Genomic DNA, 23,484 nt, shown 5'->3' on the forward strand with positions numbered 1-23,484 from the left:
GCCGCAAGGCACCCGGTTCAGCCCGTCCGCCGCCGGGCAGGTATTCCGGAACCGAGGCCGGAGCACCGGAATGCCTGGATACCGGCGCGGAAATGCCGAAGCGGGACCATTGGGGCGTGCGTTCGTTTTCCGAGGGGCAACCGTCAGCCGAGGGATCGAGACATGGCCGAAAGCCAAGGCCCGGAGTTGAAAATTCCCGACCCGGTCGAGATGTCCCGCGCCATGGCGCGGATCGCCGAGCACAGCCAGCGCATCGTCACCGAGTTTCTTTCCCGTCACGCCGAGATCTCCGGCTCTGCCGACCCGCTCAACCTGGGCGGCGCCTTCCTGGAGATGACCAGCCGCATGATGGCCGACCCGGCCAAGCTGATGCAGGCGCAGGTCTCGCTCTGGCAGGACTACATGACGCTCTGGCAGCGCACGACCCAGCGTTTCCTGGGCGGCGAGGCGGAGCCGGTGATCCAGCCGGCCAAGGAGGATCGCCGCTTCAAGGACAGCGCCTGGAACGAGAACACGCTGTTCGACTTCATCAAGCAGTCCTATCTGCTGACCGCCCGCTTCATGCAGGCGACCGTCCACGGCGTGGAGGGACTGGACGACAGGACCGCCCGGAAGCTGGACTTCTACACGCGCCAGTACGTGGACGCGATGGCGCCCAGCAACTTCGTCATGACGAACCCCGAAGTGCTGCGCACCACCCTGGAGACCGGCGGCGAGAATCTGGTCAAGGGGCTGGAGAACCTGCTCGCCGACCTGGAGCGCGGCAAGGGTCAGCTCGCCATCTCCATGACCGACTATTCGAAGTTCGAGGTCGGCCGGAACATCGCCGTGACGCCGGGCAAGGTCGTCTTCCAGAACGACCTGATGCAGCTCATCCAGTACGCGCCGACGACGGAACAGGTCCACCGGCGGCCGCTGCTGATCATCCCGCCCTGGATCAACAAGTTCTACATCCTGGACCTGCGGCCGCAGAACAGCTTCGTGAAGTGGCTGACCGACCAGGGGCACACGGTCTTCATCGTCTCCTGGGTCAATCCGGGCGAGCATCTCTCCGACAAGACCTTCGAGGACTACATGGTCGAGGGGCCGCTGGCGGCGCTCGACGCCATGGAGGCCGCGACCGGGGAGCGTGAGGCCAATGTCATCGGCTACTGCCTGGGCGGGACGCTGCTGGCGAGCACGCTGTCCTACATGACCGCGCAGGGCGACGACCGGATCAAGAGCGCCATGTACCTCGTCACCCTGACGGACTTCTCCGAGCCGGGGGAACTGTCCGTCTTCATCGACGAGGAACAGCTCGCCGCCCTGGAGGAGCGGATGCGCAGCCAGGGCTTCCTGGACGGCTCCGCCATGGCGACGACCTTCAACATGCTGCGGGCGAACGACCTGATCTGGTCGTTCGTGGTGAACAACTACCTGCTGGGCAAGGACCCCTTCCCCTTCGACCTGCTGTACTGGAACAGCGACAGCACGCGGATGCCCGCCGCGATGCACAGCTTCTACCTGCGCAACATGTACCAGCGGAACCTGCTGGTGCAGCCGGGCGGGATCACGCTGAAGGGCGTGCCCATCGACCTGCGGCGGATCACGGTGCCGACCTTCATGCTCTCCACCCGCGAGGACCACATCGCCCCCTGGAAGAGCACCTATGCCGCAACGCAGCTCTATGGCGGGCCGGTGAAGTTCGTGCTGGCCGCCTCGGGCCACATCGCCGGCGTCGTCAACCCGCCCTCGGCGGAGAAGTACAGCCATTACCTGAACACGAAGCTCCCCGCCTCCCCCGACAGCTGGTTCGAGGGGGCGAAGCAGGTGCCGGGGAGCTGGTGGCCGGAATACGGCAAGTGGGTCGCCCGGTACGGGGGCGGCAAGGTGCCGGCGCGGGTGCCCGGCGACGGCAGGCTGCCGGCACTGGAGGACGCGCCGGGCAGCTATGTGCGGGTCAAGAGCCTGGAGTAGCAGCGACCGGGCCGGCCGGGAAACCGGCCGGTCGTGACATGGGCGGCGGTCAGTCGGCCGCCGCCTGCCCCGGTGGGATGCCGTCCAGGGCCCCGCCGACCTCTCCCCTGTACTGCCGGGCGAGCGCGAGATAGTGCGGGATGGTGTGGCGGTGGACCATCAGGTCCTTCTCCGCGATCGGGCGCAGGAACTTCGCCGGGCTGCCGCCCCAGACCTCGCCCGTCTTCACTGTTTTGCCGGGGGTGACCAGGGCGCCGGCGGCCACCATGGCGCCGCCTGCCACCGTCACCTGATCCATGACGCAGGCCTTCATGCCGATGAAGGCCCCGCTCTCGATGGTGCAGCCGTGCAGCAGCGCGAGATGCCCCACCGTCACGTCGTCGCCGATGATGGTGCTGGTCAGCCCGCCGGTGCAGTGGATCACCGTGCCGTCCTGGATGTTCGTGCGCCGACCGATGCGGATCGGGTTGACGTCGCCGCGGATGGTGACACCGAACCAGATGTTGGCGTCCTCCGCGATCTCCACGTCGCCGATGATCGTCGCGTTCGCCAGGAAGGCGGACGGATGGATGCGGGGCAGGATGCCCTTGAAGGGCAGGATCGTCGGGGTCATGCGTCGGTCTGTCCCTGTCGGTACACGGGAAGGAAGCCGTCGTCGAGGATCTCGTCGAGCGTATAGGGGCAGTCGGCCGGCAGCGCGACCGTCGCCTCGCCCTGGGCGGCCAGCCCCTCCTCCGCCAGCAGGACCGCCTGCCGCCACGCCCGGTCGAGGCGGACACGGTGGATCAGGCTCGGGCTGTCCTCAAGCTCGTCGCGGGCGTGGCCGCGATGCACCCGCACGCTGGCCCGCCAGAGGCGGCGGGGGGCGCTGGCGGGCGAATAGTCCAGCTTCAGAAGATGCTCGATGATCCGGGCCAGAGCGCTCTCCAGCGCGCGGAGGCGGCCCCGTCCCATGTCCTCGATCTCCTCGGCAAGGTGCTCGAAGTCGATGCCGGGGGCGGGCCGCCCCGCGCCCGCGGCGCGCAGACGGGCGGCCTGATCCTGGGTCCAGGCGTAGAAGTCCGTCCCGTAGAGCGACAGATATCTGTCCATGGCAGCCTCCTGGCCGGGAGAAGCCTACCAGACCTCCCCCGTCACGGGAACAGGGGCACCACCTCCAGGCCCGTCCGCTCGTCCAGACCGTAGAGCAGGTTCATGTTCTGGATCGCCTGACCCGAGGCGCCCTTCACCAGATTGTCGATGGCCGAGAGCACGATGGCGCGGCCCGGCAGCCGGTCGGCGAAGGCGTTCATCAGGCACAGATTGCTGCCGCGGACATGGCGGGTCTGTGGCGCCACACCCTCCGGCAGCACCTTGGCGAAGGGCTCTCCCGCATACTGCTCCGCCAGGGCGGCGCGCAGGTCGGCCGCGGTGACGCCGGGCTTCATCCGCACATAGATGCTGGTGAGGATGCCGCGGGTCATCGGCATCAGGTGCGGAGTGAAATTGACCATCACCGTGCGGCCGGCGGCGAGGCTCAGCCCCTGCTCGATCTCCGGCGCGTGGCGGTGGGAGGCGATGCCGTAGGCGTGGATGCCCTCCGCCACCTCACCGAACAGGTTCGCCTGCTTGGCGTCGCGCCCGGCGCCGGAGACACCGGACTTGGCGTCGATGATGATGTCGTCGGTCTCCACCAGATCACGCAGCAGCAGCGGGATGAGGGGAAGCTGCGCCGCCGTCGGGTAGCAGCCGGGATTGGCCACCAGCCGGGCACCCCGGACGCCCTGGCGGTTGATCTCGCACAGGCCGTAGACGGCCTCCCGCTGAAGCTCCGGCGCCCGATGGGCATGGCCGTACCACTGCGCATAGGTCTCCACGTCCGCGAGCCGGAAGTCGGCGGACAGGTCCACCACCTTCAGCGTCGCGGGCAGGCCGGCGATCACCTCCTGCGTCGTGCCGTGCGGCAGGGCGCAGAAGACGAGGTCGATGCCGGACCAGTCCACCTCGTCGATCCGGCAGAGGCGCGGCAGATCCTCGTGCATCAGGTGCGGGAACACCTCCGCCACCGGCTTGCCGGCCTGCCGCTCGCCCGTCAGCACGCGGATCGACGTGCGCGGATGGCGGACCAGCAGGCGCATCAGCTCGGCGCCGGTATAGCCGGACGCGCCCAGGACGGCGACACGGATCGGGGTGATGTCGGGTGTCATGCGGCAACCTCTGGAAACGGACGCGCGGGCGGCCCTTCCGCCAACGGCGCGTCAGAGAATGAGTTTCATGCCCTCGTGCGACGCCTCGAAACCGAGGCGGCGGTAGAAGCGGTGCGCGTCGGTGCGGCTCTTGTGGCTGGTGAGCTGGACCAGGCCGCAGCCATGGGCGCGGGCGAGGTCGATGGCGGCACCGATCAGCAGCGCCCCCAGCCCCCGGCCGCGCAGCCGGGCCGCGACCTGGACAGACTCAACGGTGCAGCGCCGCTGCCCCTTGCGGACGAGCGACCGGCCGTAGACGAGATGGGCGGTGCCCACCACCTCCCCGTCCAGGTCGAGGACGAGCAGCTCGCTGTTCGGGTCCAGCGCCATCTCATCGAACGCCTCGACATAGGGATCGAGGTCAGAGGAATCCTCCCGGGTCCGGCCCAGCACATCGTCGGCAAGCAGCGCCACGATGGCCGGGACATCCGCCCGGCGGGCGATCCGCACCAGCACCTTCTCACACACCGACGCGCCAGCGCCAGGGCTCTCCGTCTCCGACATGACTGCCTCCCGCCTGGGCCGCCCGGGGGCGGCAAAGAAAAAGGGGCGGCCCGCACGGGGCCGCCCCTGGTCGCATACCGGAAAAGCTCCGGAGCGTCCCGTGCTCAGCGCTTGGAGAACTGGAAGCTGCGGCGCGCCTTGGCGCGGCCGTACTTCTTGCGCTCCACGACGCGCGGGTCGCGGGTCAGCAGGCCGGCGGCCTTCAGCGCAGGGCGCAGGGCCGGCTCGTAGTAGGTCAGCGCCTTCGAGATGCCATGACGCAGCGCGCCGGCCTGGCCGGACAGGCCGCCACCGGACACGGTGCACATCACGTCGTACTGATCGACGCGGGCAACGATCGAGAAGGGCTGGTTGATCATCATGCGCAGCACGGGCCGGGCGAAGTAGACCCCCAGATCGCGGCCGTTGACGATGATCTTCCCGCTGCCGGGCTTGATCCACACGCGGGCGACGGCGTCCTTGCGCTTGCCGGTGGCGTAGGCGCGGCCTTCCTTGTCCAGCTTGGGCTCCTGCGGCTCGGCCGACAGGCCTGCCGGCTCGGCACCGGGACCCTGCTTCAGATCGGCGAGGCTGGTGATGGTCTGGGCCATGGGATTACGCGCTCCGCTTATTCTTCGGGTTCATGGCGGCGACGTCCAGCACCTCGGGCTGCTGGGCCTCGTGGGGATGGGCGGTGCCGGCATAGACGCGCAGATTACCCATCTGGCGGCGGCCCAGCGGACCGCGCGGGACCATCCGCTCGACGGCCTTGATGATCACCCGCTCCGGGAACCGGCCGTCCAGGATCTGGCCCTTGGACCGACCCTTGATGCCGCCGGGATAGCCGGTGTGCCAGTAGAAGATGTCATCCTGCCGCTTGTTGCCGGTCAGCTTGACCTTCTCGGCATTGATGACGATCACGTTGTCGCCGCAGTCCATGTGCGGCGTGTAGGTCGGCTTGTGCTTGCCGCGCAGACGCATGGCGATCTGGCTGGCGAGCCGCCCGAGCACGAGGCCGTCGGCATCGATCAGAATCCACTTCTTCTCGATCTCGGACGGCTTGAGGGAGAGAGTCTTCATCGGAGCACTCACAAGACAAAGGTCCAGGCCCGGCACCTGGACCGGCACCGGAACGGAGGGCTGTGTATGATGATACCGTTACGTCGTCAAGCCGCAAAAACGGCTGCCTGACAGATATCTACAAAACGGTATTCTGATACCATTTCCGCAAACCCATTGATATGAAAGACTTTTCTGAGACTGGAACCAACGCGCGGACGCACCGTTGCCGCTCCATCGTGGAATGACAACGATGGAGCGATCGGATGTGGGGTAAAGGCGCGATGGCAATGGCCGCGGTGCTGCTGCTGGCAGGCTGCGGCAGCACGACGGAAGAGTCCGCCGCCAGCGGTGCCCTGGGCGGGGCTGCCGCGGGCGCGGTGGTGGGCGGGCCTGTGGGGGCCGTCGTCGGAGCGGCGGCCGGAGGCGGGGCCGGGACGGCCGTGGAAAAGGAACAGGACAAGGAAGCCACGCGCCGCGCGGACAGGGAAACGGCTCCGGCAACACCCCCGGCCCGGTAGCAGCCGCGACCGGCCCGACACCATCGGAACGGGAACAGCCGACCGTCTGCACCGTTGACACCCCGTCCGCAACCCCGTCCGCAACCCCGTCGAACCCCGTCGGAGGTTCCCATGGAAAAGGTTCTCGGAATCGGCCTGTGCGCAGCGACCCTGGCGCTGACAGGCTGCGGGAGCACGATGGAAGAGCGCGCAGCCACCGGCGCGCTGGGAGGTGCCGCCGTCGGCGCCGCAACGACCGGCAGTCTGGGCGGTACGGCTGCGGGGGCCGTTCTCGGCGGTGGCGCCGGTGCTGTCTACCATGAGACGCGCAAGGGCGAGCGGGGCCGCTGACGCCCCGCCTTCCCCTCTCCTATTCCTCCCCGTCCAGCACCGGCCGGCGGCCGGGGATGGCGTAGGCGCCTGTGGCATGCGCGACGGGATCGGCCTCCCCGTCCGAGTGCAGAAGAATCTCGCCATAGGCCAGCTTCTTGCCCAGGCGCAGGACCCGCGCTTCAGCGATCAGGTCCTTCAGCGCCGGCTTGCGCAGGAAGTTGATGGTCATGTGGCTGGTCACCGCCAGCGGCACCGGGCCGATCATGCTGAGCACGGCGCCGTAGAGCGCCAGATCGGCCATGGCGAACATGGTCGGCCCCGACAGCGTGCCGCCCGGCCGCACCATGTGCAGGTCCGGCGAGACCCGGACCCGGCAGCTTCCATGGTCCATGGCGTCGATCCGCATGCCCGATTTCGCCACCTGCGGCATGCTCTCGGCCAGCATGGCCTCGAACCCTTCCTTCGTCAGGGCGGGCAGCGTCCTCACCTCGTCCGGCATGTATCCTCCCGTTCTTCGTTGCGGCGCGGCCGGCGCCGGTCTGTTCCTTATAGACGAGGGAGCCGGGCAGGCTGAACCGGGGGCTTTTCACTTGTCCATTTTGTGATTTTCGTGATTACACATTCGCTATCCGCAAATTCCGCTTGCCAGCGGCCCCTCCCTGGTCTTTGCTGCCATGGCTGATAGGATGCGGGCTCCGGCCGACCGCGGCCGCGCATTCCAGGAGCCTGTCATGTCCGCCCCCGGCACCGCCGTCTCTCCCTCCCCCGACACGCTGGTCCTGCTCGACATCGACGCGGGCATCGCCACGCTGACGCTGAACCGGCCGCAGGCGCGCAACGCCCTGTCGCGGGAGATGATGCTGACGCTCCAGGCCCGGCTGGACGCCGTCGCCGCCGACCCGGAAGTGAAGGTCGTCGTGCTGGCCGCGGCCGGCCCCGTCTTCTGCGCCGGACACGACCTGAAGGAACTGCGTGCCGCCAGGGGGCACGACCACCACCTCGCCACCTTCCGGCAGTGCGCCCGGCTGATGACGACGATCGTCAAGCTGCGCCAGCCGGTGATCGCCAAGGTCCATGCCATGGCGACGGCGGCCGGCTGCCAGCTCGTGGCGAGCTGCGATCTGGCCGTGGCGGCGGAAACGGCCAGCTTCGCCACCCCGGGCGTGAACATCGGCCTGTTCTGCTCCACCCCCGGCGTGGCCGTGAGCCGGGCCGTACCGGCGAAACTGGCGATGGAGATGCTGCTGACCGGCGATGCCATCGACGCCGCGACCGCGGCAGCGGCGGGCCTGGTGAACCGCGTCGTCCCGGCGGCGGAACTGGACGCGGCCGTGGCCGGACTCGCCGCCCGGATCGCTGCCAGGTCGCCGCGTGTCCTGACCCTGGGCAAGGAGACCTTCTACCGCCAGCGGGAGATGGACCTGGAGGACGCCTACGCCTACACGGCGGAGGTGATGGCGCTGAACATGGGCCTGCACGATGCCGGAGAGGGCATCGACGCCTTCCTGGGCAAGCGCCCGCCGAGCTGGCAGGGACGCTAGGCAGGGGCGCCAGGAGGAAGGAGACGCCATGGACCACGACCGCTATCCGGACAGCCATCTCCGCGCCATCCTGGAGCGGGTCCGAACCATCGCCCTGGTCGGCGCCAGCGCCGACCCGTCCCGCCCCAGCCATGGGGTGATGGCCTATCTGGCAGGCAAGGGCTACCGGGTCATTCCGGTCAATCCCGGTCTCGCCGGCCAGCAGCTTCTGGGCGAGACGGTCCGGGCCGGCCTCGGCGACATCGAGGGGCCCGTGGACATGGTGGACATCTTCCGCAATTCCGAGGCCGCCGGCCCCATCGCGGTGGAGGCGGCGGAGCGCGGCATCCCCGTGGTCTGGATGCAGCTCGGCGTCCGCAACGACGCCGCGGCGGCGCGGGCCGAGGCGCTGGGGACCACGGTGATCATGAACCGCTGCCCGAAGATCGACCACGAGCGGCTGTTCGGGGCCGCCGGACACGGGCACGCAGGCCAGCCGCACGAAGGCCGGCCGCAGGCAGGACAGAGCAAGGGAGAGCAGCCATGAGCGACAGCCGCAGTTCCGGTTTCGAGACGAGAGCCATTCACGCCGGGGCCGCGCCGGACCCGACGACGGGTGCGCGCGCCACGCCGATCTACCAGACCACCAGCTACGTCTTCGATGACGTGGAGGATGCCGCCGCCCTGTTCAATCTGGAGAAGGTCGGCTTCATCTATTCCCGCCTGACGAACCCCACCGTGTCGGTGCTGGAGGCGCGGTTGGCGGACCTGGAGGGCGGCGCGGGCGCCACCTGCACCAGTTCCGGCCATGCGGCCCAGCTTCTGGCGCTGTTCCCGCTGCTCACCCCCGGCGACGAGATCGTCGCCTCCCGCCAGCTCTACGGCGGCACGCTGAACCAGTTCGCCAACAGCTTCCCGCGCGCCTTCGGCTGGAAGACCGTCTTCGTGGACAGCGACGATCCGGAGAACTTCCGCCGCGCCCTGACCCCGAAGACCAAGGCCATCTTCATCGAGAGCCTGGCCAATCCCGGCGGCGTGGTGCTGGACATAGAGGCGATCGCCAGGATCGCCGACGGGGCGGGCATCCCGCTGATCGTCGACAACACCCTGGCCACCCCCTATCTGTGCCGGCCGCTGGACCATGGCGCCACCCTGGTCGTGCATTCCACGACGAAGTTCCTGGGCGGGCACGGCAACTCCGTCGGCGGCGTGGTGATCGACAGCGGCCGCTTCGACTGGTCGAAGGACGGCCGGTTTCCCGCCCTGTCGGAGCCGGAGCCGGGCTATCACGGGATGCGCTTCCACGCGACCTTCGGTGCCCTGGCCTTCACCATCCACGGCCATGCCATCGGGCTGCGCGACCTGGGCCCGTCGCAGGCGCCGCTGAACGCCTTCCTGACCCTGACCGGCATCGAGACGCTGGCCCTGCGCATGGAACGCCACAGCGCCAATGCGCTGGCGGTCGCGCAGCACCTGAAGCAGCACCCGGCCGTGGCCTGGGTGAACTATGCCGGACTGCCGGACAGCCGCTACCACGCGCTGGCGCGGAAGTACCTGCCCCGCGGCGCCGGCTCGGTCTTCACCTTCGGGCTCAAGGGCGGCTACGAGGCCGGCGTGAAACTGGTGGAGAGCGTGAAACTGTTCAGCCATCTGGCGAACATCGGCGACACCCGCTCGCTCATCATCCACCCGGCTTCGACCACGCACAGCCAGCTCTCGCCGGAGGGGCTGGCCGCGGCCGGTGCCGGGCCGGACGTGGTGCGCCTGTCGGTCGGCATCGAGAGCGTCGAGGACATCATCGCCGACCTGGACCAGGCCCTGGCGACGGCCACCGGCACGGCGCGGGCGGCGGAATAGCGGCAAGCCGGGCCGCGGGCGGGGGGACTGTGCCGCCCGCGGCGTCCGGCGTCAGTCCGCCCCGCCCGCAGCAGGAGCGGCGGCGGCAACCGCCGGCCCCTCCTCCTCCTCTCCTGCCCGCGGCAGCAGCAGGGCGGCCAGCCATGCGGCCAGCGCGAGGACGGCCAGCGTAGCGTACAGCAGCGAAAAGTCCTGTGTCCGGCCGTAGGTGTAGGCCACCATCTGCACCGCCAGAGGCGCGGCCCCCAGGCTGAGCACGAACTTCGCCCCGTAGGCGAGGCCGCGGTGCCGCTCCGGTGTGTAGCGGGCCAGCAGCAGATTCTCCGCCGGGATCTGCAGACCGCTGGTGAAGACCATCGCGGTGGCCAGAAGCAGCACGAGGGGACCGCCCACGCCCCCGGCCAGCGCCAGGAACGGCACCTGCACCAGCAGGCAGAGGACATAGACCCGCTTCACCGGGAAACGGTCGGCCAGCCAGCCGCCGATGAACTGGGCGCTGCTGGTCAGCAGATAGACCAGGGTCACCAGCCCGCCGATGCCGAGCGTGGAGCCGCCGACCAGATCGCCCATCCCCGCCTCGAACCATTTCGGCAGGGCCGTCTGCGTGCCGTTGAAGATCAGTCCGGCGCACAGCATCGTCACCGACAGCACGAAGAAGGCCCGCACCACGTCCCCGCGCGACGCCCGCGGCTGCGGACGGACATCGCCGCGGCGGTCGAAGACCAGGCCCGCCGCGATCATCCCGGCCAGCACGAGCCCCAGCAGGATGGAGACCGCCCCCGGCACCAGGAAGGCCGCGTGCCAGTCCCGGACCTGCGCCAGCCCGCCGGCGATCAGGGCCGCACTGGCGATTCCCAGGCTGCCGAAGATGCCCATGACGCCCATGGCACGGCCGCGGTTGGTGGCGTTCTTCACCACCCAGGACATGCCGACCGGATGATAGATGGAGGCGCCGGTGCCGAGCACGGCCAAGGCCGCCATGAGCTGCACCGGGGTCTGCGCCAGCCCCGCCAGGACCGAGCCGGCCCCGGTCAGGATGAACATCACCACCATCATCCGCGCATCGGACCAGCGGTCGCCCAGCCAGCCGGCGAGCGGTGCTCCCAGACCGATCATCAGCGATCCCAGGGTCCAGAGCCGGATCAGCTCGTCGTAGCCCGTGCCCCAGGCATGCTCCAGCTCCAGCACGACGGTCAGGTAGAGAGCGGCCAGGATGTGCATCGCCATGTGGCCGATGCAGGAGAAGGCAATGGAGAGACGGGCGGAGCGCGCCTCCGCGACGGACAGGGCGGTCACGGCGTCGCCTCCCCTTCGGGCGCGCTCTCGCGCACCAGCCAGTCGAGATAGGGGGCGTCGCCCCGGCCGAGCGGGAGCTCCACGATGCACGGTGTGGCGTAGCTGTGCAGGGTGCGGACACGGGCGGCGAGCGCCTCGAAGCGATCGGCGCGGGTCTTGGCGATCAGCACCACCTCCGCCGCCGTCTCGACAGCACCCTGCCAGCGATAGACCGCGCGCATCCCGGACAGGATGTTGACGCAGGCGGCAAGCCGCTCCTCCACCAGGGTGCGGCCGAGTCGGTCCGCCTCCTCCGGCGAGCCGGCGGTCATGTAGACGAAGACCACGGCGCCGTCGTGCGACTCCATGCGCTTACGCTCCGATTCCGGTGATTTTCAGGCCCGGGAGACTAGCGTAGCATCGTTTCCACGTCATTCGGGCTTGCGGCAGGGCGGACCCGCGCCGAGGACCGGGGAGCGGCGAAGGGACGGCCGGGAGATGGACGGGCAACGGGCAGCCGGACAGAAGGTGGACAGGCCGACCCCGCAGCAGCTCCGCTGGCTCCGCGGCGGACTTTCCCAGCCCGGCGGCAAGCTCTCCCTCTTCGATGCGGACGGCCGCCGGATCGGTGCCGCCACCGTGCGGGCCTGTATCGAGGCGGGCTGGGCAATCCCCTGGTTCGCCAACCCGATCAAGCCCGACTGGCTGGTCTGCAGACTGACGGATGCCGGCCGAGCGCTTGCCCTGGCGTCTCCGGAAAGCGACCGGACGCTTTGAATTCCCAGGGATTTCCACGCTGATGACGGTTGCGTGCAGAAAATGCCGTCGCAGGCGTTGCATCGCCCGGACGAGGTGGCTATAGTCCGCGCCCGGGCTTGAGGGGAACCCCTCGCAGCCCGCTGGAGAGGTCGGAGCGTAGCGCAGCCTGGTAGCGCATCAGACTGGGGGTCTGGGGGTCGCTGGTTCGAATCCAGTCGCTCCGACCATTCTCTCCAAAGCAGCGGTAACGACGGCGATCCGAAGACTGACGGTAATATCAGTTTTCGTTGACAGCCGCATACTCCCCCTTCGCTCTCCTCAGGATCATTCCTGGTGAAGAAGCAGCCTCCGAGCGGGGGGCTGTGACAGCCCGGCTCGTAGCCTTCTGTGTCTTGCCACGGAAAGCGGCACGCCTTATATCAGGAAGGTCCGCTGAGGTGGGAACGGCCGCCCCACGCCCCCGTAGCGGGGAGAGTAGCCGCAAGGTGAAAGAGATTCCGGAGTGGCACCCGGACTCGGACATAGAAGGCGCCCCGTTGGGGCGCTTCCTATTTGAGCGCCAGGCGGACATGCCCCTTGGCACGTTTCCGGTCGATCTCTTCCTGCGAGACGACATAGAAAGACCTAACCCGGTAACGCCCCGCGGCATCGGTCTCCACACTGACCGCCACCAGGACACCGGAACCTCCGCCGCCCGGAATACGTCGGATCAGTTCGATGTTATCACGGTGCTTCGGGGCCTGGCCGATGAAAGTCGGATCCCTGACAGCATCGCGGAGATGGGGGAGACAAAGCGGATAATCGCCGGGGTGTTTTTCAGCGGCATGGCGATGCGCCAGTCCTGACATATGGACGGGCGCGGAGTCCAGGTCGGTCCCCAGGGTACGGTTCACGATCCCGGACGGCAGTTTTCCCAGATCAAGCGGGTCAAAGCCCATTTGCGCGTCGCTGCCCCGAACCGACGTTTCAGCCTTCCCGACACGCACCGCTGCCACAAGCAATCGTGCGCCTGAATGCGGAAGAACTAATGACCGCACCGAGCCTGCCGCGCATCGGCGCTAGGCCCGGTCCAGCATCCGGCGCAGGTCGATCAGCTCGGCAAGAATGGCTTCGAGCGCGCGGCGCTTCTCCGCGGAGAGGCCGGGAGCGGCAGGCGACGGCGGGTCGTCAGGATCGGCAGAGGCGGGTCCGGCAGTGGCGGGACCGGCAGTGGCGGGACCGGCAGTGGCGGGATCGGCGGAGATGTCGAGGACCGCGTCGGGTCCCTCCTCCTCGGCAGGATCGGGCTCAGCTACCTCCATCGCCTCATCGAACAGGCAGGTAGAGCCGGCGGCGTCCGCCGCATCGGGCGTCTTGCCGGGGGGTGGAACGACGCCGCGGCTTTCCTTGAGCAGCCGCTGCACGCCCTTGATCGTGTAGCCTTCCTTGTAGAGAAGCGACTGGATGCGGCGCAGCAGCTCCACATCGTCGGGCCGGTAGTAACGCCGGCCGCCGCCGCGTTTCAGCGGCCTGATCTGGGGAAACTTCGTCTCCCAGAAGCGCAGTACATGCTGCGGAACGTCAAGGTCCGCAGAAACTTCACTGATGGTACGGAACGCGCTGGCGGACTTGGCCGGCGCCCGGGAACGGGTCTCGGCTGCTGCCCCGTCCGCCATGGGACGCTCAGGCTCCAGCACCGTCCGAGCCATTCACGAGGCCCTCATTGATCCTGTTCTTCAGCACATGGCTGGCGCGGAAGACCAGAACACGGCGGGGCAGGATCGGCACTTCCTCCCCGGTCTTGGGATTGCGGCCGATGCGCTGGCCCTTGGCCCGCACCGAGAAACTGCCGAAGGAGGAGATCTTCACCATGTCGCCCCGGGCCAGGGCGTCGGATATCTCGTCCAGGACGCTTTCGACCAGATCGGCGGATTCATTCCGCGACAGGCCCACCTCCTGATAGACCGCTTCGCTCAACTGCGCGCGCGTTACGGTATTCGCCATGGCGCATATCCCCCCCAGACGCCCCTGTGGCAAAAACCGTACTTTGACGGCATAAATCCGTCAATTCCAAAGAGTTGGCGCGTAATGTTGAGATGTTCGCGTGACCGCGCAGCAGTCAGGGCGCGTCAGGACAGGCTGCCCGCCGTCACCAGCGGACCAGCGCGGCCCCCCAGGTGAAGCCGCCGCCCATGGCCTCCAGCAGCACGATGTCGCCGCGCTGGACGCGGCCGTCATGCACCGCCTCGCACAGCGCGAGCGGGATCGAGGCGGCCGAGGTGTTGCCGTGATGGTCCACGGTCAGCACCACCCGCGACCCGTCGAGCTTCAGCTTGCGCGCCGTGCTCTCGATGATGCGCCGGTTGGCCTGGTGCGGCACCAGCCAGGAGATGTCGGCCGGCGACAGGCCGTTGGCGGCCAGCGCTTCTTCCACCACATGGGCGAGGTTGACGACGGCGTGCTTGAAGACCTCCTGCCCCTTCATGCGCAGGTGGCCCACCGTCTGCGTCGTGGACGGACCGCCATCGACATAGAGCAGGTCGTGGTGGCGCCCGTCGGAATGCAGGTGGGTGGAGAGGATGCCGCGGTCGGCCGTACCCTCGCCCTCTTCCGCGCGCAGCACGACGGCGCCGGCGCCGTCGCCGAACAGCACGCAGGTCGTGCGGTCGGTCCAGTCCAGGATGCGGGAGAAGGTCTCCGCCCCGATCACCAGCGCCGTGCGCGCCTGACCGGCCTTGATGAAATTGTCCGCGATGGCGAGGGCGTAGACGAAGCCCGAGCACACCGCCTGCACGTCGAACGCGGCGCCGCGGGTAATGCCCAGCCGGGCCTGCACCTTCGTCGCCGTGGCCGGAAAGGTCTGATCGGGCGTAGCGGTCGCCAGCACGATCAGATCCACCTCTTCCGCCGCCACGCCGGCATGGGCCAGGGCGGCCCGCGCCGCGGCCTCGGCCAGATCGGAGGTGTTCTCCCCGTCCGCCGCGATGTGGCGCGATTTGATGCCGGTGCGTTCGACGATCCACTCGTCGGACGTCTCGACGATCCGCGTCAGATCCTCATTGGTGAGAACGCGCGCCGGCAGGTAGGCGCCACATCCCAGGATAACGGATCGCAAGGGCATCAGACGGCAGCCGCCTCGGTGGATTCGGGGGAAAGTGCAGCGGCTTCCAGCGCAGCCTGCAGGCGGGCCAGCTCGTCCCGGATCTTCTCGTTGAAGCCGTGGACGACCAGATCGCTGGCGACGCCGATGGCATTGGCGAAGCCGACGGCATCGGTGCCGCCATGGCTCTTCACGCAGACGCCGCGCAATCCAAGGAACATGGCGCCGTTATAGCGCCGCGGGTCGGTCCGCAGCCGCAGTTTCTGGAAGGCGCCATGGGCCAGCAGGTAGCCGAGCTTCGCCAGCAGCGACGACTTGAAGGTCCGCTTCAGGAACTCGGCATACAGCTTGGCCGTGCCTTCCGCCGTCTTCAGGGCGATGTTGCCGCTGAATCCGTCGGTCACGATCACGTCCACGGTGCCGGCGGCGATGTCGTTGCCTTCGACGAACCCCCGGAAGTTCTTCGCCAGAGCCGAGGCGCGCAGGGCGCTCGCGGCCTGCCGGATCGACCCGTGCCCCTTCTGCTCCTCCGACCCGACGTTCAGCAGACCGACCGTCGGCTCCAGCAGGCCCAGGACGGTGCGCGAGAACACCGTGCCCATGACCGCGAACTGGACGAGGTTGTCCGCATCGCATTCGAGGTTGGCGCCGAGGTCGAGCATCACGCTCTCCCCCCGCAGCGTGGGGAAGAACGAGGCGATCGCCGGCCGGTCGATGCCCGGCAGCGTCTTCAGCACGAACTTCGCCATCGCCATCAGGGCGCCGGTGTTCCCGGCGGAGACGACGCAGGCAGCATCCCCCGCCGCCACGGCATCGATGGCGAGCCGCATGGACGAGTTGCGGCCGGTGCGCAGCGCCACGGAGGGCTTGGCGTCACCGGCGACCGCATCGGGGGTGTGCCGGACAGTGGAGACCGCCGCCAGCGCGGGGTACTTGTCGAGCAGCGGACGGATCCGCTCCTCGTCCCCCACGAACAGGTAGTCGACGTTCGGGCACCGCTCCCGGGCGATGTCCGCTCCGGCAACGACCATGTCCGGGGCATGATCCCCGCCCATGGCGTCGAGGGCGATACAGAAGCGCTCGCTCACGGATCAGGCGGGTCCTTTGCCGCTGGCTGACAAACCGGTCAAGGGGTCTCCCCCGTCGAGGTCAGGCCGAAGCGTTCTGCACGACCTCACGGCCGTCGTAGTGGCCGCAGGAACCGCAGACATGGTGGGGGCGCTTCAGCTCACCGCAGTTCGGGCACTCGCCGTAGGCCGAGCCCTTCAGCGCGTGGTGCGACCGCCGCATGTCACGCCGCGACTTGGAGGTCTTCTTCTTAGGAACAGCCATGATCGTCAACTCGCAATTTATAAGGCGGCCACGGTGGGCCGCCTGGGTCGGAGCGCTTGGATACTGGAATTGCTCCCAGGGGGCAAGCGAGAATCCTGACTTTAGGTGGGCCGCTTCAGCCTTGCAAGCTCAGCGAAGGGATTGGGCCGGGCCGCCTCGGCCTCGGCCTCGGCCTCTTCCTCCGGCTCCACGATGTCCTCGAAGCTGGCGCCTTCCTTGCGGGGATAGGGATCGAGCGCCAGCGACAGGTGCTGCGCGGCCAGTTCCCCGATATCGATGATGCCGCGGGGCATCGCCTCGGGCACGTCGGCGTCCTCCGTCGCGGCGAAGGAGACCTCGAACGCCTCCTCCTCCGTCTCCTTGGGCAGAAGATGGTCCGGCGCGAAGAGCGCGGAGAAGCTGTCCGCGACATGGGCGGCCACCGGCTCCAGCGTAACGACGCAGGTCTGCGTCACGTCCGCTTCCAGCTCTCCCGTGACACGGATCATCTCCCCCCGCACCCGGCGCAGGCGCACCGTCGCCTTCAGGAAGGCGATGTCCTGGAGGTCGAAGCGGCGGGCCAGGGCCGCGCGTTCCCCGGGCCTCGCCTCGATCTTCTCGACCATGCCGCCGGGCGACACGGTATCGGCGATCACGGGCCGGGAGAATTCCGGCGCCGTCCTTGCAGTCTCTGTCATTTCGATCACTCCGCTCGCGGCGCCGGCCCGAACGCGACCTCGCCCGCCAGCAGACGGTCCGCCGGGAAGGTGTCCAGGAAGGCGGCCTCGCGCCTCACATAGTCGGCGACCCGGTGGACGGCCGCCCGCTCCGGCAGGGTGGAACCGAACAGGTTCCGGTCCAGCGCATCCTCCAGCGCCCCGGGTGCTGCATCCGGCGCCAGCCCCGAGTCGTAGGCGGCGACGCGCCCGTAATAGTGGGACGCCAGTTCCTTCACCTTGCGCCCGACGCTGAGATCGTAGACTCCGATTTCCCGCAGCCCGGAATCCAGCTCCGCGAACATGAAGTCGAACAGTGCCTGGTTGAAGGCGGCCGCCCTCTCCCCCTCCTTCGCCAGCCGGCGCATGACCAGCCAGGCGTGCAGCGCCACCATCTCGAAGCGCCCCTCGAAGGTGTCGGGCACGCCGCAGTCCCGGAAAAAGCCGGGCTGGCGCGCCTGGGTCACGATGCGGCCATAAAGCAGCGCCACGGTGCGCTTGGGGTTCGGACGGAACAGGCGTGTCAGCACGGGAAGCGTGTCCAGAAGAGGCACGGGGCCTGCCGACGACGGGGGCGTCGTTGACAGGCCGCGGCGGCGGATGCGAATGTCACCCGCCAAATGGGGCAAGGAGCCGGGGCAGTCAAGCAGACCTTGGAGTCCCCGCCCCCGATGCGACGCCGCGTGCGGCCCTCCGGAAACAGCGACGCCTCAGACGATGCACAAGCGATCCACCCTCCTGCTTCTGACCGCCGGCCTTGCGCTGGCCGGCTGCTCGCCGATCGTCGCCACCCGCGGGAATCTGACCGACACCCAGCGCCTGTCGGAGATCCAGCCCGGTTCGACCTCGCGCGACCAAGTGCAGTACCTGCTCGGCTATCCGACGGCGACCGGCACGGTCGATCCGAACGTCTGGTACTATATCGGCCGCCGCACGGAGCAGACCGCCTTCTTCCAGCCTGACGTGGTGGAGCAGCGGATCGTCCGCATCCGCTTCGACGGCAACGGCACCGTCGCCGCCCTGGACGAGATCGACGGCAACGCCGCCCGCGCCATCGATCCGTCCGAGGCAACGACGCCCACGGTCGGGCATGACATGAGCTTCCTCGAACAGCTCGTCGGCAACCTGAACCGGCCGACGCGGAAGAAGAAGGACGACGACAAGAAGAAGGGCGGCCGGCGATAGAGTCCGGCCGAGGCCGGATCCCGACGGACCGGCCGATACGAAAAGAAAGCCCCGGAACCTTGCGGTTCCGGGGCTTCTTCATTCCGAACGTCGGAAGCGTCAGCCGCTGTGGGCGAGGATCGCCAGCAGCAGCAGGGCCACGATGTTGGTGATCTTGATCATCGGGTTGACGGCGGGGCCCGCCGTGTCCTTGTAGGGGTCACCGACGGTATCGCCGGTCACCGCCGCCTTGTGGGCGTCGGACCCCTTGCCGCCGTGATGGCCTTCCTCGATGTACTTCTTGGCGTTGTCCCAGGCGCCGCCGCCCGAGGTCATCGAGATGGCGACGAACAGGCCGGTGACGATCACGCCCAGCAGCATGGCGCCGACGGCCGAGAAGGCGGCGCCCTTACCGGCGATGAGGAAGATCACGAAGAACAGCACCACCGGCGCCAGCACCGGCAGCAGCGAGGGGATGATCATCTCCTTGATCGCCGCACGGGTCAGCATGTCCACGGCACGGCCGTAGTCGGGCTTGCTGGTGCCGGCCATGATGCCGCTGTTCTCGCGGAACTGGCGACGCACCTCCTCCACCACGGAGCCGGCGGCGCGGCCGACGGCGGTCATGCCCATGGCACCGAACAGGTACGGCAGCAGGCCGCCGATGATCAGGCCGACGACGACGAAGGGGTTGTCGAGCCCGAAGTTGAGCTGGCCCTCAAGCCCGGCGAAGTACGGGTACTGCGCCGGGTTGGCGATGAAGTACTTGAGGTCCTCGTTGTAGGCGGCGAACAGCACCAGGGCGCCGAGACCGGCCGAGCCGATGGCGTAGCCCTTGGTCACGGCCTTCGTGGTGTTGCCCACCGCGTCCAGCGCGTCGGTGGTGACACGGACATCCTTCGGCAGATCCGCCATCTCGGCGATGCCGCCGCCGTTGTCCGTCACCGGCCCGTAGGCGTCCAGCGCCACGACCATGCCGGCCACCGCCAGCATGCTGGTCACCGCGATGGCGATGCCGAACAGGCCCGCCAGCAGGTAGGTGCCGATGATGGCGGCGCAGATCACCAGCGCCGGCAGGGCCGTCGCCTCCATGGACACCGCCAGACCCTGGATCACGTTGGTGCCATGGCCGGTGGTGGAGGACTGCGCGACGGACTTCACCGGGCGGTAGTCGGTGCCGGTGTAGTACTCCGTGATCCAGACGATCAGACCCGTCACGGCCAGACCGATCACGGCGCAGAGATACAGGCTCATGCCGGTGAAGCTCTTGCCGGCGACGCTCAGGGTCGTGGCGAAGCCCTCCGGCAGCACCCAGGCGGTCACCGCGGCGATGGCGCCGAGCGAGAGCACGCCGCAGGCGATGAAGCCCTTGTAGAGGGCGCCCATGATGTTGTTGCTGGCACCCAGCTTCACGAAGTAGGTGCCGATGATGGAGGTGATGATGCAGACGCCGCCGATCGCCAGCGGATAGACCATCATCTCCGGCAGGAACGCCTGACCCGCGAAGAAGATCGAGGCCAGCACCATGGTGGCCACGACCGTCACCGCATAGGTCTCGAACAGGTCGGCCGCCATGCCGGCGCAGTCACCCACGTTGTCGCCCACATTGTCGGCGATCACGGCCGGGTTGCGGGGATCGTCCTCGGGAATGCCCGCCTCGACCTTGCCCACCAGATCGGCGCCCACGTCGGCGCCCTTGGTGAAGATGCCGCCGCCCAGACGCGCGAAGATGGAGATCAGCGAGGCGCCGAAGCCGAGCGCGACCAGCGCGTCGATCAGGGCGCGATCGACGAACTCCATCGAAATCAGGGCGAAGTAGTAGCCCGCGACCGCCAGCAGCGCGAGACCGGCCACCAGCATGCCGGTGACCGCACCCGCGCGGAAGGCGATGGACAGGCCGCTCGCCAGCCCCTGGCGGGAAGCCTCCGCCGTCCGCACGTTGGCCCGGACCGAGACGTTCATGCCGATATAGCCGGCCGCGGCCGACAGGATCGCGCCGATCAGGAAGCCGATGCCGACATGCAGGCCGAGAAGCAGCCACACGACCACGAAGATGACGCCGCCGACGATGGCGATGGTCGAATACTGGCGGTTCAGGTAGGCGCTGGCGCCGATCTGGATCGCCTGGGCGATTTCCTGCATGCGCGCGTTGCCCGGGCTCGCCGCCAGCACCGACCGCGACGTGATCACGCCGTAGGCGATGGCGAGCAGGCCGCAGGCCAGCACGAAGAGTAGCACGGTTGTTGTCATGACGTTCCCTTAGCCCGTTGGCGGCACCGGCGGGTCGGCCTCGTTCGAGGACCCGGTCGGGCTTGGCTCGGCCGGCGCCAGAAGAGTGCCGGGAAAATGCCACGGTGGCATTTTCTTGGCAATCACATGGCAGGGCGTCAGATCGGCCGAAAGGCCGCAGGATTGCTGGGGTTTTGGCGTGTCCGGAGCCTATCCGGAAGGCGTGCGTCATTCCGCCGTCGCAGCACCGGCCGGACGGTTTCCGGGGGGCGGAACCGGGTCACTCCGTCAATAGGCGGGGCGCTGGCTGACCGTCTGGATCAGCACATCCTTGACCACGTCCGCCCCCAGCTCCTTGACGGCGGCCTCCATCAGTTTGGAGCGGACGCCGGCCACGTCGATGATCTGGCCGTCAAGGACCTGCGCCTTGCCGATGTTGCCGTAGAGGGCCGTGAGGAAGGCGGCGTTCAGGCGCGGGGAGATCTGCTTGACCTGCTCCTTCGTCGCCTCGTCCGGCACCTCGATGGCGACCGTCAGCATGACCGTCTGCTCCACCCTCTTGTCCCCGATCACGGGCAGGATCAGCGGCCCGATGGTGACGAAGGCCGGCGGCCCCACCGGCTTCGGCTTCTCCTCGGCGGCGTGGGCGCCGTCCTTGTGCTGACCGAACATGATGTAACCGCCGACACCGCCGCCGATCAGCATCAGGAGCGCGAGCGCGAACAAGACGATCTTTTTCATGGGCGGTCCCGGCGCCGGGATGGCGCGTCCGGAAGGAGTATAGCCCCGGCAGGCGGGCAAGGCGATGGGGGCCCGCCGCGGACGCTGCGGCAATCACCCGGATAAGGCCACAGCAGTCCTTTCGATTTCCTCAAGCACCATCCCCGCCGGAGGCCCCGCCGCGGCGGGAGCGGTCGTCAGAAATGCTGCCAGCCGGCGCGGTCGAGCGGCAGGGGCGCGCCTGAGGCGTCCAGCACCGTGACGGCCGGCGCCCCGGCGAGAACACGGCCGATCCCGGTCACAGGCACGCCACAGGCCCGGCCGGCGGCGAGCACCGCCGCCTCCCGCGCCGCCGGGGCGGTGAAGGCCAGTTCATAGTCGTCGCCGCCGGTCAGCACCGTCGCCAGCAGGTCCGGCGCCGCCGCAAGGAGAGTCCGCGCCGCCGCGGACAGGGGCAGCCTGTCCGCCCGGATCTCGATCGCCACGCCGGAGACGGCCGCGATATGGCCGAGGTCCGCGACCAGCCCGTCGGACACGTCCAGCCCGGCGCTGGCAAGATCGCGCAGAGCCGGGGCGAAGGCCAGACGCGGCTCAGGCCGCCGCAGCCGGGCGACCAGCGGCGCCCAGTCCGCCGCCTGCGGCAGTGCCGCCGGCTCCCGTCCGAGCACGCGCAGCAGGGCCAGGGCTGCATCGCCCACCGTTCCGGTCACGAAGACCAGATCGCCGGGACGCGCCCCCGCCCGCCGCACCATCCGCCCGGCCGGGACCAGCCCCAGGGCGCTGACCGTCAGCGTCACCGGACCGGAGGTCGAGACGGAGTCACCGCCCAGCAGGTGGATGCCGTAGCGCTGCTGATCCCCGCCCAGCCCGGCGCAGAAGCGGGCCAGCCAGTCTTCCGCGCAGTCCCGCGGCAGTGCCGTGACCAGGCTGTAGGCCAGCGGTACAGCACCCTTGGCGGCAAGATCGGAGAGGTTGACCCGCAGCAGCTTGGCGGCGATGTCCTCCGGCGGGTCATCGGGGAGGAAATGCACGCCGGCGACCATGGCATCTGTGGTGACGACCAGTTCCATGCCCGCCGGCACGGCAACGGTGCCGGCATCGTCGGTCAGTCCGAAGGCCCCGGGGTAGCCCTGGGCGAGCGGCTTCAGATAGCGGTCGATGCGGCCGAACTCACCCGCAGCCGCGGGGGCGGCGGAACCGGGCGCGGCCGGGGTCGCGCCCTGCCCGGTCACGGGACGGCCCCGGTCACGGGCGATCCCCCCTCACCGGCGCGTCTCGCGCGTCGCCATCTCCTCGGGACGGAGCTGGCGGGCGATACGGTCGAGCACGCCGTTGACCATTCCCGGCTCGCGGCCGGCGAAGAAGGCGTGACCGACGTCGATGTAGTCGTTGATGACGATGTGCGGCGCCACGCCGGTGTTGCCCAGCAGCTCCCAGGCGCCGGCGCGCAGGATGGCGCGCAGGATCGGCTCCATCCGGTCCAGCCCCCACTGCCGGTCCAGCACCCCGGTGACGAGTTGGTCCACATCGGCCTGCCGGGCCATGACCCCGCGCACGATGTCCGCGAAGAGCTGCGGGTCGGCGGAGACGTAGCGGTCGCCGTCGATCTCCTGGCCGAGACGGTGGCGCACGAACTCGCCGATCGCCGTCTCGCTGGGCGTGCCGCCCAGTTCGATCTGATAGAGCGCCTGCACGGCGGCGAGCCGGGCGGCGCTGCGCCGTGCCTTGGCCGACCCGGTCGGCTTGGGCGGAACCGGCTCGGCGGCCGGGGACGGCGGGGAAACTGTCTTCTTAGGGGGCATCTCGGTCCGGCCTTGCGGCGGGTCAGCGGGCGTAGAGCCGGAACTGGCGCTTCAGCTCGATCATATCAAGGCAGGCGCGCGCAGCACCCCCGCCCTTGTTCTTGTGGGCGACGGAGGCGCGGGCCCAGGCCTGCTCCTCATTCTCCACGGTCAGGATGCCGTACCCGATCGCAAGGGTGTGACGCAAGGCCAGGTCCTGCAGACCCCGCGCGCTCTCCACGCAGACGTAGTCGTAATGCGTGGTCTCGCCGCGGATGACGCAGCCCAGGGCGACATAGCCGTCAAAGCGGCGGCGGCCGGAATAGAAGTCCATCGAGCGGACGGCGAACTGGATCGCCGCGGGGATCTCGAAGGCGCCGGGCACGCTGAACCGCTCATAGGTGGCGCCGGCCTTGTCCAGCTCGGCGATGGCGCCCCGGACCATTTCGTCGGCGAGGTCCTCGTAGAACCGGGCCTCGACGATCATGATGTGCGGCGCGTCGGCCATGGCGGTCGT

At 68.9% G+C, this 23,484-nt stretch carries 30 protein-coding genes and 1 tRNA gene; 9 read left to right on the forward strand and 22 right to left on the reverse strand.

Annotated features, from left to right (window positions below; all coding sequences use genetic code 11):
• Positions 1 to 162 precede the first annotated feature (162 nt).
• Positions 163 to 1,956, forward strand: a complete 1,794-nt coding sequence (locus RC1_RS06245; protein WP_012566500.1) for a PHA/PHB synthase family protein — start codon at positions 163 to 165, stop codon at positions 1,954 to 1,956.
• Positions 1,957 to 2,005: 49 nt separating this feature from the next.
• Here the strand turns inward: RC1_RS06245 and RC1_RS06250 are convergent, their stop codons facing one another.
• From RC1_RS06250 to rplM, 6 genes are all read right to left on the reverse strand, one after another.
• On the reverse strand, positions 2,006 to 2,569 hold the full coding sequence (locus tag RC1_RS06250; RefSeq protein WP_012566501.1) for a gamma carbonic anhydrase family protein: 564 nt from the start codon (positions 2,567 to 2,569) through the stop codon (positions 2,006 to 2,008).
• Complete coding sequence (locus RC1_RS06255) at positions 2,566 to 3,048, reverse strand: DUF29 domain-containing protein (protein ID WP_012566502.1); 483 nt, start codon at positions 3,046 to 3,048, stop codon at positions 2,566 to 2,568. Before RC1_RS06255 ends, RC1_RS06250 begins: the two co-directional genes overlap by 4 nt.
• A 41-nt stretch (positions 3,049 to 3,089) precedes the next feature.
• Positions 3,090 to 4,142: an N-acetyl-gamma-glutamyl-phosphate reductase gene (gene argC / locus RC1_RS06260; RefSeq protein ID WP_012566503.1), complete on the reverse strand. Its 1,053-nt coding sequence runs from the start codon at positions 4,140 to 4,142 to the stop codon at positions 3,090 to 3,092.
• Positions 4,143 to 4,193: 51 nt separating this feature from the next.
• On the reverse strand, positions 4,194 to 4,685 hold the full coding sequence (locus RC1_RS06265) for a GNAT family N-acetyltransferase (protein WP_012566504.1): 492 nt from the start codon (positions 4,683 to 4,685) through the stop codon (positions 4,194 to 4,196).
• A 104-nt stretch (positions 4,686 to 4,789) separates the two neighbouring features.
• The gene (gene rpsI, locus RC1_RS06270) at positions 4,790 to 5,275 is read right to left on the reverse strand and encodes a 30S ribosomal protein S9 (RefSeq protein ID WP_012566505.1); all 486 of its coding nucleotides are present in this window, start codon (positions 5,273 to 5,275) and stop codon (positions 4,790 to 4,792) included.
• A 4-nt stretch (positions 5,276 to 5,279) separates the two neighbouring features.
• The gene (rplM, locus tag RC1_RS06275; RefSeq protein WP_012566506.1) at positions 5,280 to 5,744 is read right to left on the reverse strand and encodes a 50S ribosomal protein L13; all 465 of its coding nucleotides are present in this window, start codon (positions 5,742 to 5,744) and stop codon (positions 5,280 to 5,282) included.
• Positions 5,745 to 6,007: 263 nt separating this feature from the next.
• Between rplM and RC1_RS06280 the strand changes: the two genes are divergently transcribed.
• Positions 6,008 to 6,244 carry a YMGG-like glycine zipper-containing protein gene (locus tag RC1_RS06280; RefSeq protein WP_148213394.1) on the forward strand — a complete coding sequence of 79 codons (237 nt, stop codon included), beginning with the start codon at positions 6,008 to 6,010 and terminating at the stop codon, positions 6,242 to 6,244.
• 111 nt (positions 6,245 to 6,355) lie between these two features.
• The gene (locus RC1_RS06285; RefSeq protein ID WP_049766657.1) at positions 6,356 to 6,574 is read left to right on the forward strand and encodes a hypothetical protein; all 219 of its coding nucleotides are present in this window, start codon (positions 6,356 to 6,358) and stop codon (positions 6,572 to 6,574) included.
• 19 nt (positions 6,575 to 6,593) lie between these two features.
• On the opposite strand, the gene RC1_RS06290 is transcribed toward RC1_RS06285, so the two are convergent.
• A complete protein-coding gene (locus tag RC1_RS06290; protein ID WP_012566508.1) occupies positions 6,594 to 7,055 on the reverse strand; it encodes a PaaI family thioesterase in 462 nt (153 codons plus the stop codon).
• 232 nt (positions 7,056 to 7,287) lie between these two features.
• Between RC1_RS06290 and RC1_RS06295 the strand changes: the two genes are divergently transcribed.
• From RC1_RS06295 to RC1_RS06305, 3 genes are read left to right on the forward strand one after another with little or no spacing between them, the layout of a single operon-like run.
• Complete coding sequence (locus RC1_RS06295; RefSeq protein WP_012566509.1) at positions 7,288 to 8,097, forward strand: enoyl-CoA hydratase; 810 nt, start codon at positions 7,288 to 7,290, stop codon at positions 8,095 to 8,097.
• A 28-nt stretch (positions 8,098 to 8,125) separates the two neighbouring features.
• Complete coding sequence (locus RC1_RS06300; protein ID WP_012566510.1) at positions 8,126 to 8,623, forward strand: CoA-binding protein; 498 nt, start codon at positions 8,126 to 8,128, stop codon at positions 8,621 to 8,623.
• On the forward strand, positions 8,620 to 9,933 hold the full coding sequence (locus RC1_RS06305) for an O-acetylhomoserine aminocarboxypropyltransferase (protein ID WP_012566511.1): 1,314 nt from the start codon (positions 8,620 to 8,622) through the stop codon (positions 9,931 to 9,933). The genes RC1_RS06300 and RC1_RS06305 overlap by 4 nt, the downstream gene beginning before the upstream one ends.
• Positions 9,934 to 9,984: 51 nt before the next feature.
• On the opposite strand, the gene RC1_RS06310 is transcribed toward RC1_RS06305, so the two are convergent.
• Together RC1_RS06310 and cutA are read right to left on the reverse strand one after the other, a co-directional pair.
• Positions 9,985 to 11,229, reverse strand: a complete 1,245-nt coding sequence (locus tag RC1_RS06310) for an MFS transporter (RefSeq protein WP_012566512.1) — start codon at positions 11,227 to 11,229, stop codon at positions 9,985 to 9,987.
• Complete coding sequence (gene cutA / locus RC1_RS06315; RefSeq protein WP_012566513.1) at positions 11,226 to 11,576, reverse strand: divalent-cation tolerance protein CutA; 351 nt, start codon at positions 11,574 to 11,576, stop codon at positions 11,226 to 11,228. The genes RC1_RS06310 and cutA overlap by 4 nt, the downstream gene beginning before the upstream one ends.
• Positions 11,577 to 11,706: 130 nt before the next feature.
• Here cutA and RC1_RS06320 point away from each other — a divergent pair, with 130 nt between their 5' ends.
• Entirely contained in the window at positions 11,707 to 11,985 is a 279-nt protein-coding gene (locus RC1_RS06320; protein ID WP_012566514.1) for a hypothetical protein, read from the forward strand.
• 132 nt (positions 11,986 to 12,117) lie between these two features.
• Positions 12,118 to 12,194: transfer RNA gene (locus tag RC1_RS06325), tRNA-Pro, on the forward strand.
• Positions 12,195 to 12,515: 321 nt separating this feature from the next.
• Here the strand turns inward: RC1_RS06325 and RC1_RS21405 are convergent.
• The 8 genes from RC1_RS21405 to RC1_RS06365 all read right to left on the reverse strand — a co-directional run bounded on the left by RC1_RS21405 (position 12,516) and on the right by RC1_RS06365 (position 17,603).
• The gene (locus RC1_RS21405) at positions 12,516 to 12,962 is read right to left on the reverse strand and encodes a PBECR3 domain-containing polyvalent protein (RefSeq protein ID WP_148213395.1); all 447 of its coding nucleotides are present in this window, start codon (positions 12,960 to 12,962) and stop codon (positions 12,516 to 12,518) included.
• A gap of 63 nt (positions 12,963 to 13,025) precedes the next feature.
• Positions 13,026 to 13,622: a MerR family transcriptional regulator gene (locus tag RC1_RS06335; RefSeq protein ID WP_012566516.1), complete on the reverse strand. Its 597-nt coding sequence runs from the start codon at positions 13,620 to 13,622 to the stop codon at positions 13,026 to 13,028.
• 7 nt (positions 13,623 to 13,629) lie between these two features.
• Positions 13,630 to 13,950: an integration host factor subunit alpha gene (locus RC1_RS06340; protein ID WP_012566517.1), complete on the reverse strand. Its 321-nt coding sequence runs from the start codon at positions 13,948 to 13,950 to the stop codon at positions 13,630 to 13,632.
• Between the two features lie 145 nt (positions 13,951 to 14,095).
• Complete coding sequence (locus RC1_RS06345) at positions 14,096 to 15,067, reverse strand: beta-ketoacyl-ACP synthase III (RefSeq protein ID WP_012566518.1); 972 nt, start codon at positions 15,065 to 15,067, stop codon at positions 14,096 to 14,098.
• Positions 15,067 to 16,134: a phosphate acyltransferase PlsX gene (gene plsX, locus RC1_RS06350; RefSeq protein ID WP_012566519.1), complete on the reverse strand. Its 1,068-nt coding sequence runs from the start codon at positions 16,132 to 16,134 to the stop codon at positions 15,067 to 15,069. Before plsX ends, RC1_RS06345 begins: the two co-directional genes overlap by 1 nt.
• A gap of 61 nt (positions 16,135 to 16,195) precedes the next feature.
• Positions 16,196 to 16,378, reverse strand: a complete 183-nt coding sequence (rpmF, locus tag RC1_RS06355; RefSeq protein WP_012566520.1) for a 50S ribosomal protein L32 — start codon at positions 16,376 to 16,378, stop codon at positions 16,196 to 16,198.
• A 101-nt stretch (positions 16,379 to 16,479) separates the two neighbouring features.
• On the reverse strand, positions 16,480 to 17,055 hold the full coding sequence (locus RC1_RS06360) for a YceD family protein (RefSeq protein WP_012566521.1): 576 nt from the start codon (positions 17,053 to 17,055) through the stop codon (positions 16,480 to 16,482).
• Positions 17,056 to 17,060: 5 nt separating this feature from the next.
• Positions 17,061 to 17,603: a ubiquinol-cytochrome C chaperone family protein gene (locus RC1_RS06365; protein WP_012566522.1), complete on the reverse strand. Its 543-nt coding sequence runs from the start codon at positions 17,601 to 17,603 to the stop codon at positions 17,061 to 17,063.
• Positions 17,604 to 17,790: 187 nt separating this feature from the next.
• On the opposite strand from RC1_RS06365, the gene RC1_RS06370 reads away from it, so the two are divergent.
• Positions 17,791 to 18,258, forward strand: a complete 468-nt coding sequence (locus RC1_RS06370; RefSeq protein ID WP_012566523.1) for an outer membrane protein assembly factor BamE — start codon at positions 17,791 to 17,793, stop codon at positions 18,256 to 18,258.
• 99 nt (positions 18,259 to 18,357) lie between these two features.
• Here the strand turns inward: RC1_RS06370 and RC1_RS06375 are convergent, their stop codons facing one another.
• The 5 genes from RC1_RS06375 to RC1_RS06395 all read right to left on the reverse strand — a co-directional run bounded on the left by RC1_RS06375 (position 18,358) and on the right by RC1_RS06395 (position 23,475).
• On the reverse strand, positions 18,358 to 20,487 hold the full coding sequence (locus tag RC1_RS06375) for a sodium-translocating pyrophosphatase (protein WP_012566524.1): 2,130 nt from the start codon (positions 20,485 to 20,487) through the stop codon (positions 18,358 to 18,360).
• A 267-nt stretch (positions 20,488 to 20,754) separates the two neighbouring features.
• Positions 20,755 to 21,207 carry a flagellar basal body-associated FliL family protein gene (locus RC1_RS06380; protein ID WP_041785176.1) on the reverse strand — a complete coding sequence of 151 codons (453 nt, stop codon included), beginning with the start codon at positions 21,205 to 21,207 and terminating at the stop codon, positions 20,755 to 20,757.
• Positions 21,208 to 21,383: 176 nt separating this feature from the next.
• On the reverse strand, positions 21,384 to 22,418 hold the full coding sequence (gene thiL / locus RC1_RS06385; protein ID WP_012566526.1) for a thiamine-phosphate kinase: 1,035 nt from the start codon (positions 22,416 to 22,418) through the stop codon (positions 21,384 to 21,386).
• Positions 22,419 to 22,448: 30 nt separating this feature from the next.
• On the reverse strand, positions 22,449 to 22,988 hold the full coding sequence (gene nusB / locus RC1_RS06390) for a transcription antitermination factor NusB (RefSeq protein WP_012566527.1): 540 nt from the start codon (positions 22,986 to 22,988) through the stop codon (positions 22,449 to 22,451).
• Positions 22,989 to 23,010: 22 nt separating this feature from the next.
• Entirely contained in the window at positions 23,011 to 23,475 is a 465-nt protein-coding gene (locus RC1_RS06395; RefSeq protein ID WP_012566528.1) for a 6,7-dimethyl-8-ribityllumazine synthase, read from the reverse strand.
• Between the last annotated feature and the right edge of the window lie 9 nt (positions 23,476 to 23,484).

It is taken from the genome of Rhodospirillum centenum SW, assembly GCF_000016185.1.
Classification (GTDB): domain Bacteria; phylum Pseudomonadota; class Alphaproteobacteria; order Azospirillales; family Azospirillaceae; genus Rhodocista; species Rhodocista centena.

What these genes read in the sequence shown, in the direction of transcription:
- RC1_RS06245 (WP_012566500.1), top strand. Translation starts at nt 163, where the DNA reads ATGGCCGAAAGCCAAGGCCCGGAGTTGAAAATTCCCGACCCGGTCGAG.
- RC1_RS06250 (WP_012566501.1), bottom strand. Translation starts at nt 2,569, where the DNA reads ATGACCCCGACGATCCTGCCCTTCAAGGGCATCCTGCCCCGCATCCAT.
- RC1_RS06255 (WP_012566502.1), bottom strand. Translation starts at nt 3,048, where the DNA reads ATGGACAGATATCTGTCGCTCTACGGGACGGACTTCTACGCCTGGACC.
- argC (WP_012566503.1), bottom strand. Translation starts at nt 4,142, where the DNA reads ATGACACCCGACATCACCCCGATCCGTGTCGCCGTCCTGGGCGCGTCC.
- RC1_RS06265 (WP_012566504.1), bottom strand. Translation starts at nt 4,685, where the DNA reads ATGTCGGAGACGGAGAGCCCTGGCGCTGGCGCGTCGGTGTGTGAGAAG.
- rpsI (WP_012566505.1), bottom strand. Translation starts at nt 5,275, where the DNA reads ATGGCCCAGACCATCACCAGCCTCGCCGATCTGAAGCAGGGTCCCGGT.
- rplM (WP_012566506.1), bottom strand. Translation starts at nt 5,744, where the DNA reads ATGAAGACTCTCTCCCTCAAGCCGTCCGAGATCGAGAAGAAGTGGATT.
- RC1_RS06280 (WP_148213394.1), top strand. Translation starts at nt 6,008, where the DNA reads ATGGCAATGGCCGCGGTGCTGCTGCTGGCAGGCTGCGGCAGCACGACG.
- RC1_RS06285 (WP_049766657.1), top strand. Translation starts at nt 6,356, where the DNA reads ATGGAAAAGGTTCTCGGAATCGGCCTGTGCGCAGCGACCCTGGCGCTG.
- RC1_RS06290 (WP_012566508.1), bottom strand. Translation starts at nt 7,055, where the DNA reads ATGCCGGACGAGGTGAGGACGCTGCCCGCCCTGACGAAGGAAGGGTTC.
- RC1_RS06295 (WP_012566509.1), top strand. Translation starts at nt 7,288, where the DNA reads ATGTCCGCCCCCGGCACCGCCGTCTCTCCCTCCCCCGACACGCTGGTC.
- RC1_RS06300 (WP_012566510.1), top strand. Translation starts at nt 8,126, where the DNA reads ATGGACCACGACCGCTATCCGGACAGCCATCTCCGCGCCATCCTGGAG.
- RC1_RS06305 (WP_012566511.1), top strand. Translation starts at nt 8,620, where the DNA reads ATGAGCGACAGCCGCAGTTCCGGTTTCGAGACGAGAGCCATTCACGCC.
- cutA (WP_012566513.1), bottom strand. Translation starts at nt 11,576, where the DNA reads ATGGAGTCGCACGACGGCGCCGTGGTCTTCGTCTACATGACCGCCGGC.
- RC1_RS06320 (WP_012566514.1), top strand. Translation starts at nt 11,707, where the DNA reads ATGGACGGGCAACGGGCAGCCGGACAGAAGGTGGACAGGCCGACCCCG.
- RC1_RS06335 (WP_012566516.1), bottom strand. Translation starts at nt 13,622, where the DNA reads ATGGCGGACGGGGCAGCAGCCGAGACCCGTTCCCGGGCGCCGGCCAAG.
- RC1_RS06340 (WP_012566517.1), bottom strand. Translation starts at nt 13,950, where the DNA reads ATGGCGAATACCGTAACGCGCGCGCAGTTGAGCGAAGCGGTCTATCAG.
- RC1_RS06345 (WP_012566518.1), bottom strand. Translation starts at nt 15,067, where the DNA reads ATGCCCTTGCGATCCGTTATCCTGGGATGTGGCGCCTACCTGCCGGCG.
- rpmF (WP_012566520.1), bottom strand. Translation starts at nt 16,378, where the DNA reads ATGGCTGTTCCTAAGAAGAAGACCTCCAAGTCGCGGCGTGACATGCGG.
- RC1_RS06360 (WP_012566521.1), bottom strand. Translation starts at nt 17,055, where the DNA reads ATGACAGAGACTGCAAGGACGGCGCCGGAATTCTCCCGGCCCGTGATC.
- RC1_RS06370 (WP_012566523.1), top strand. Translation starts at nt 17,791, where the DNA reads ATGCACAAGCGATCCACCCTCCTGCTTCTGACCGCCGGCCTTGCGCTG.
- RC1_RS06375 (WP_012566524.1), bottom strand. Translation starts at nt 20,487, where the DNA reads ATGACAACAACCGTGCTACTCTTCGTGCTGGCCTGCGGCCTGCTCGCC.
- RC1_RS06380 (WP_041785176.1), bottom strand. Translation starts at nt 21,207, where the DNA reads ATGAAAAAGATCGTCTTGTTCGCGCTCGCGCTCCTGATGCTGATCGGC.
- nusB (WP_012566527.1), bottom strand. Translation starts at nt 22,988, where the DNA reads ATGCCCCCTAAGAAGACAGTTTCCCCGCCGTCCCCGGCCGCCGAGCCG.
- RC1_RS06395 (WP_012566528.1), bottom strand. Translation starts at nt 23,475, where the DNA reads ATGGCCGACGCGCCGCACATCATGATCGTCGAGGCCCGGTTCTACGAG.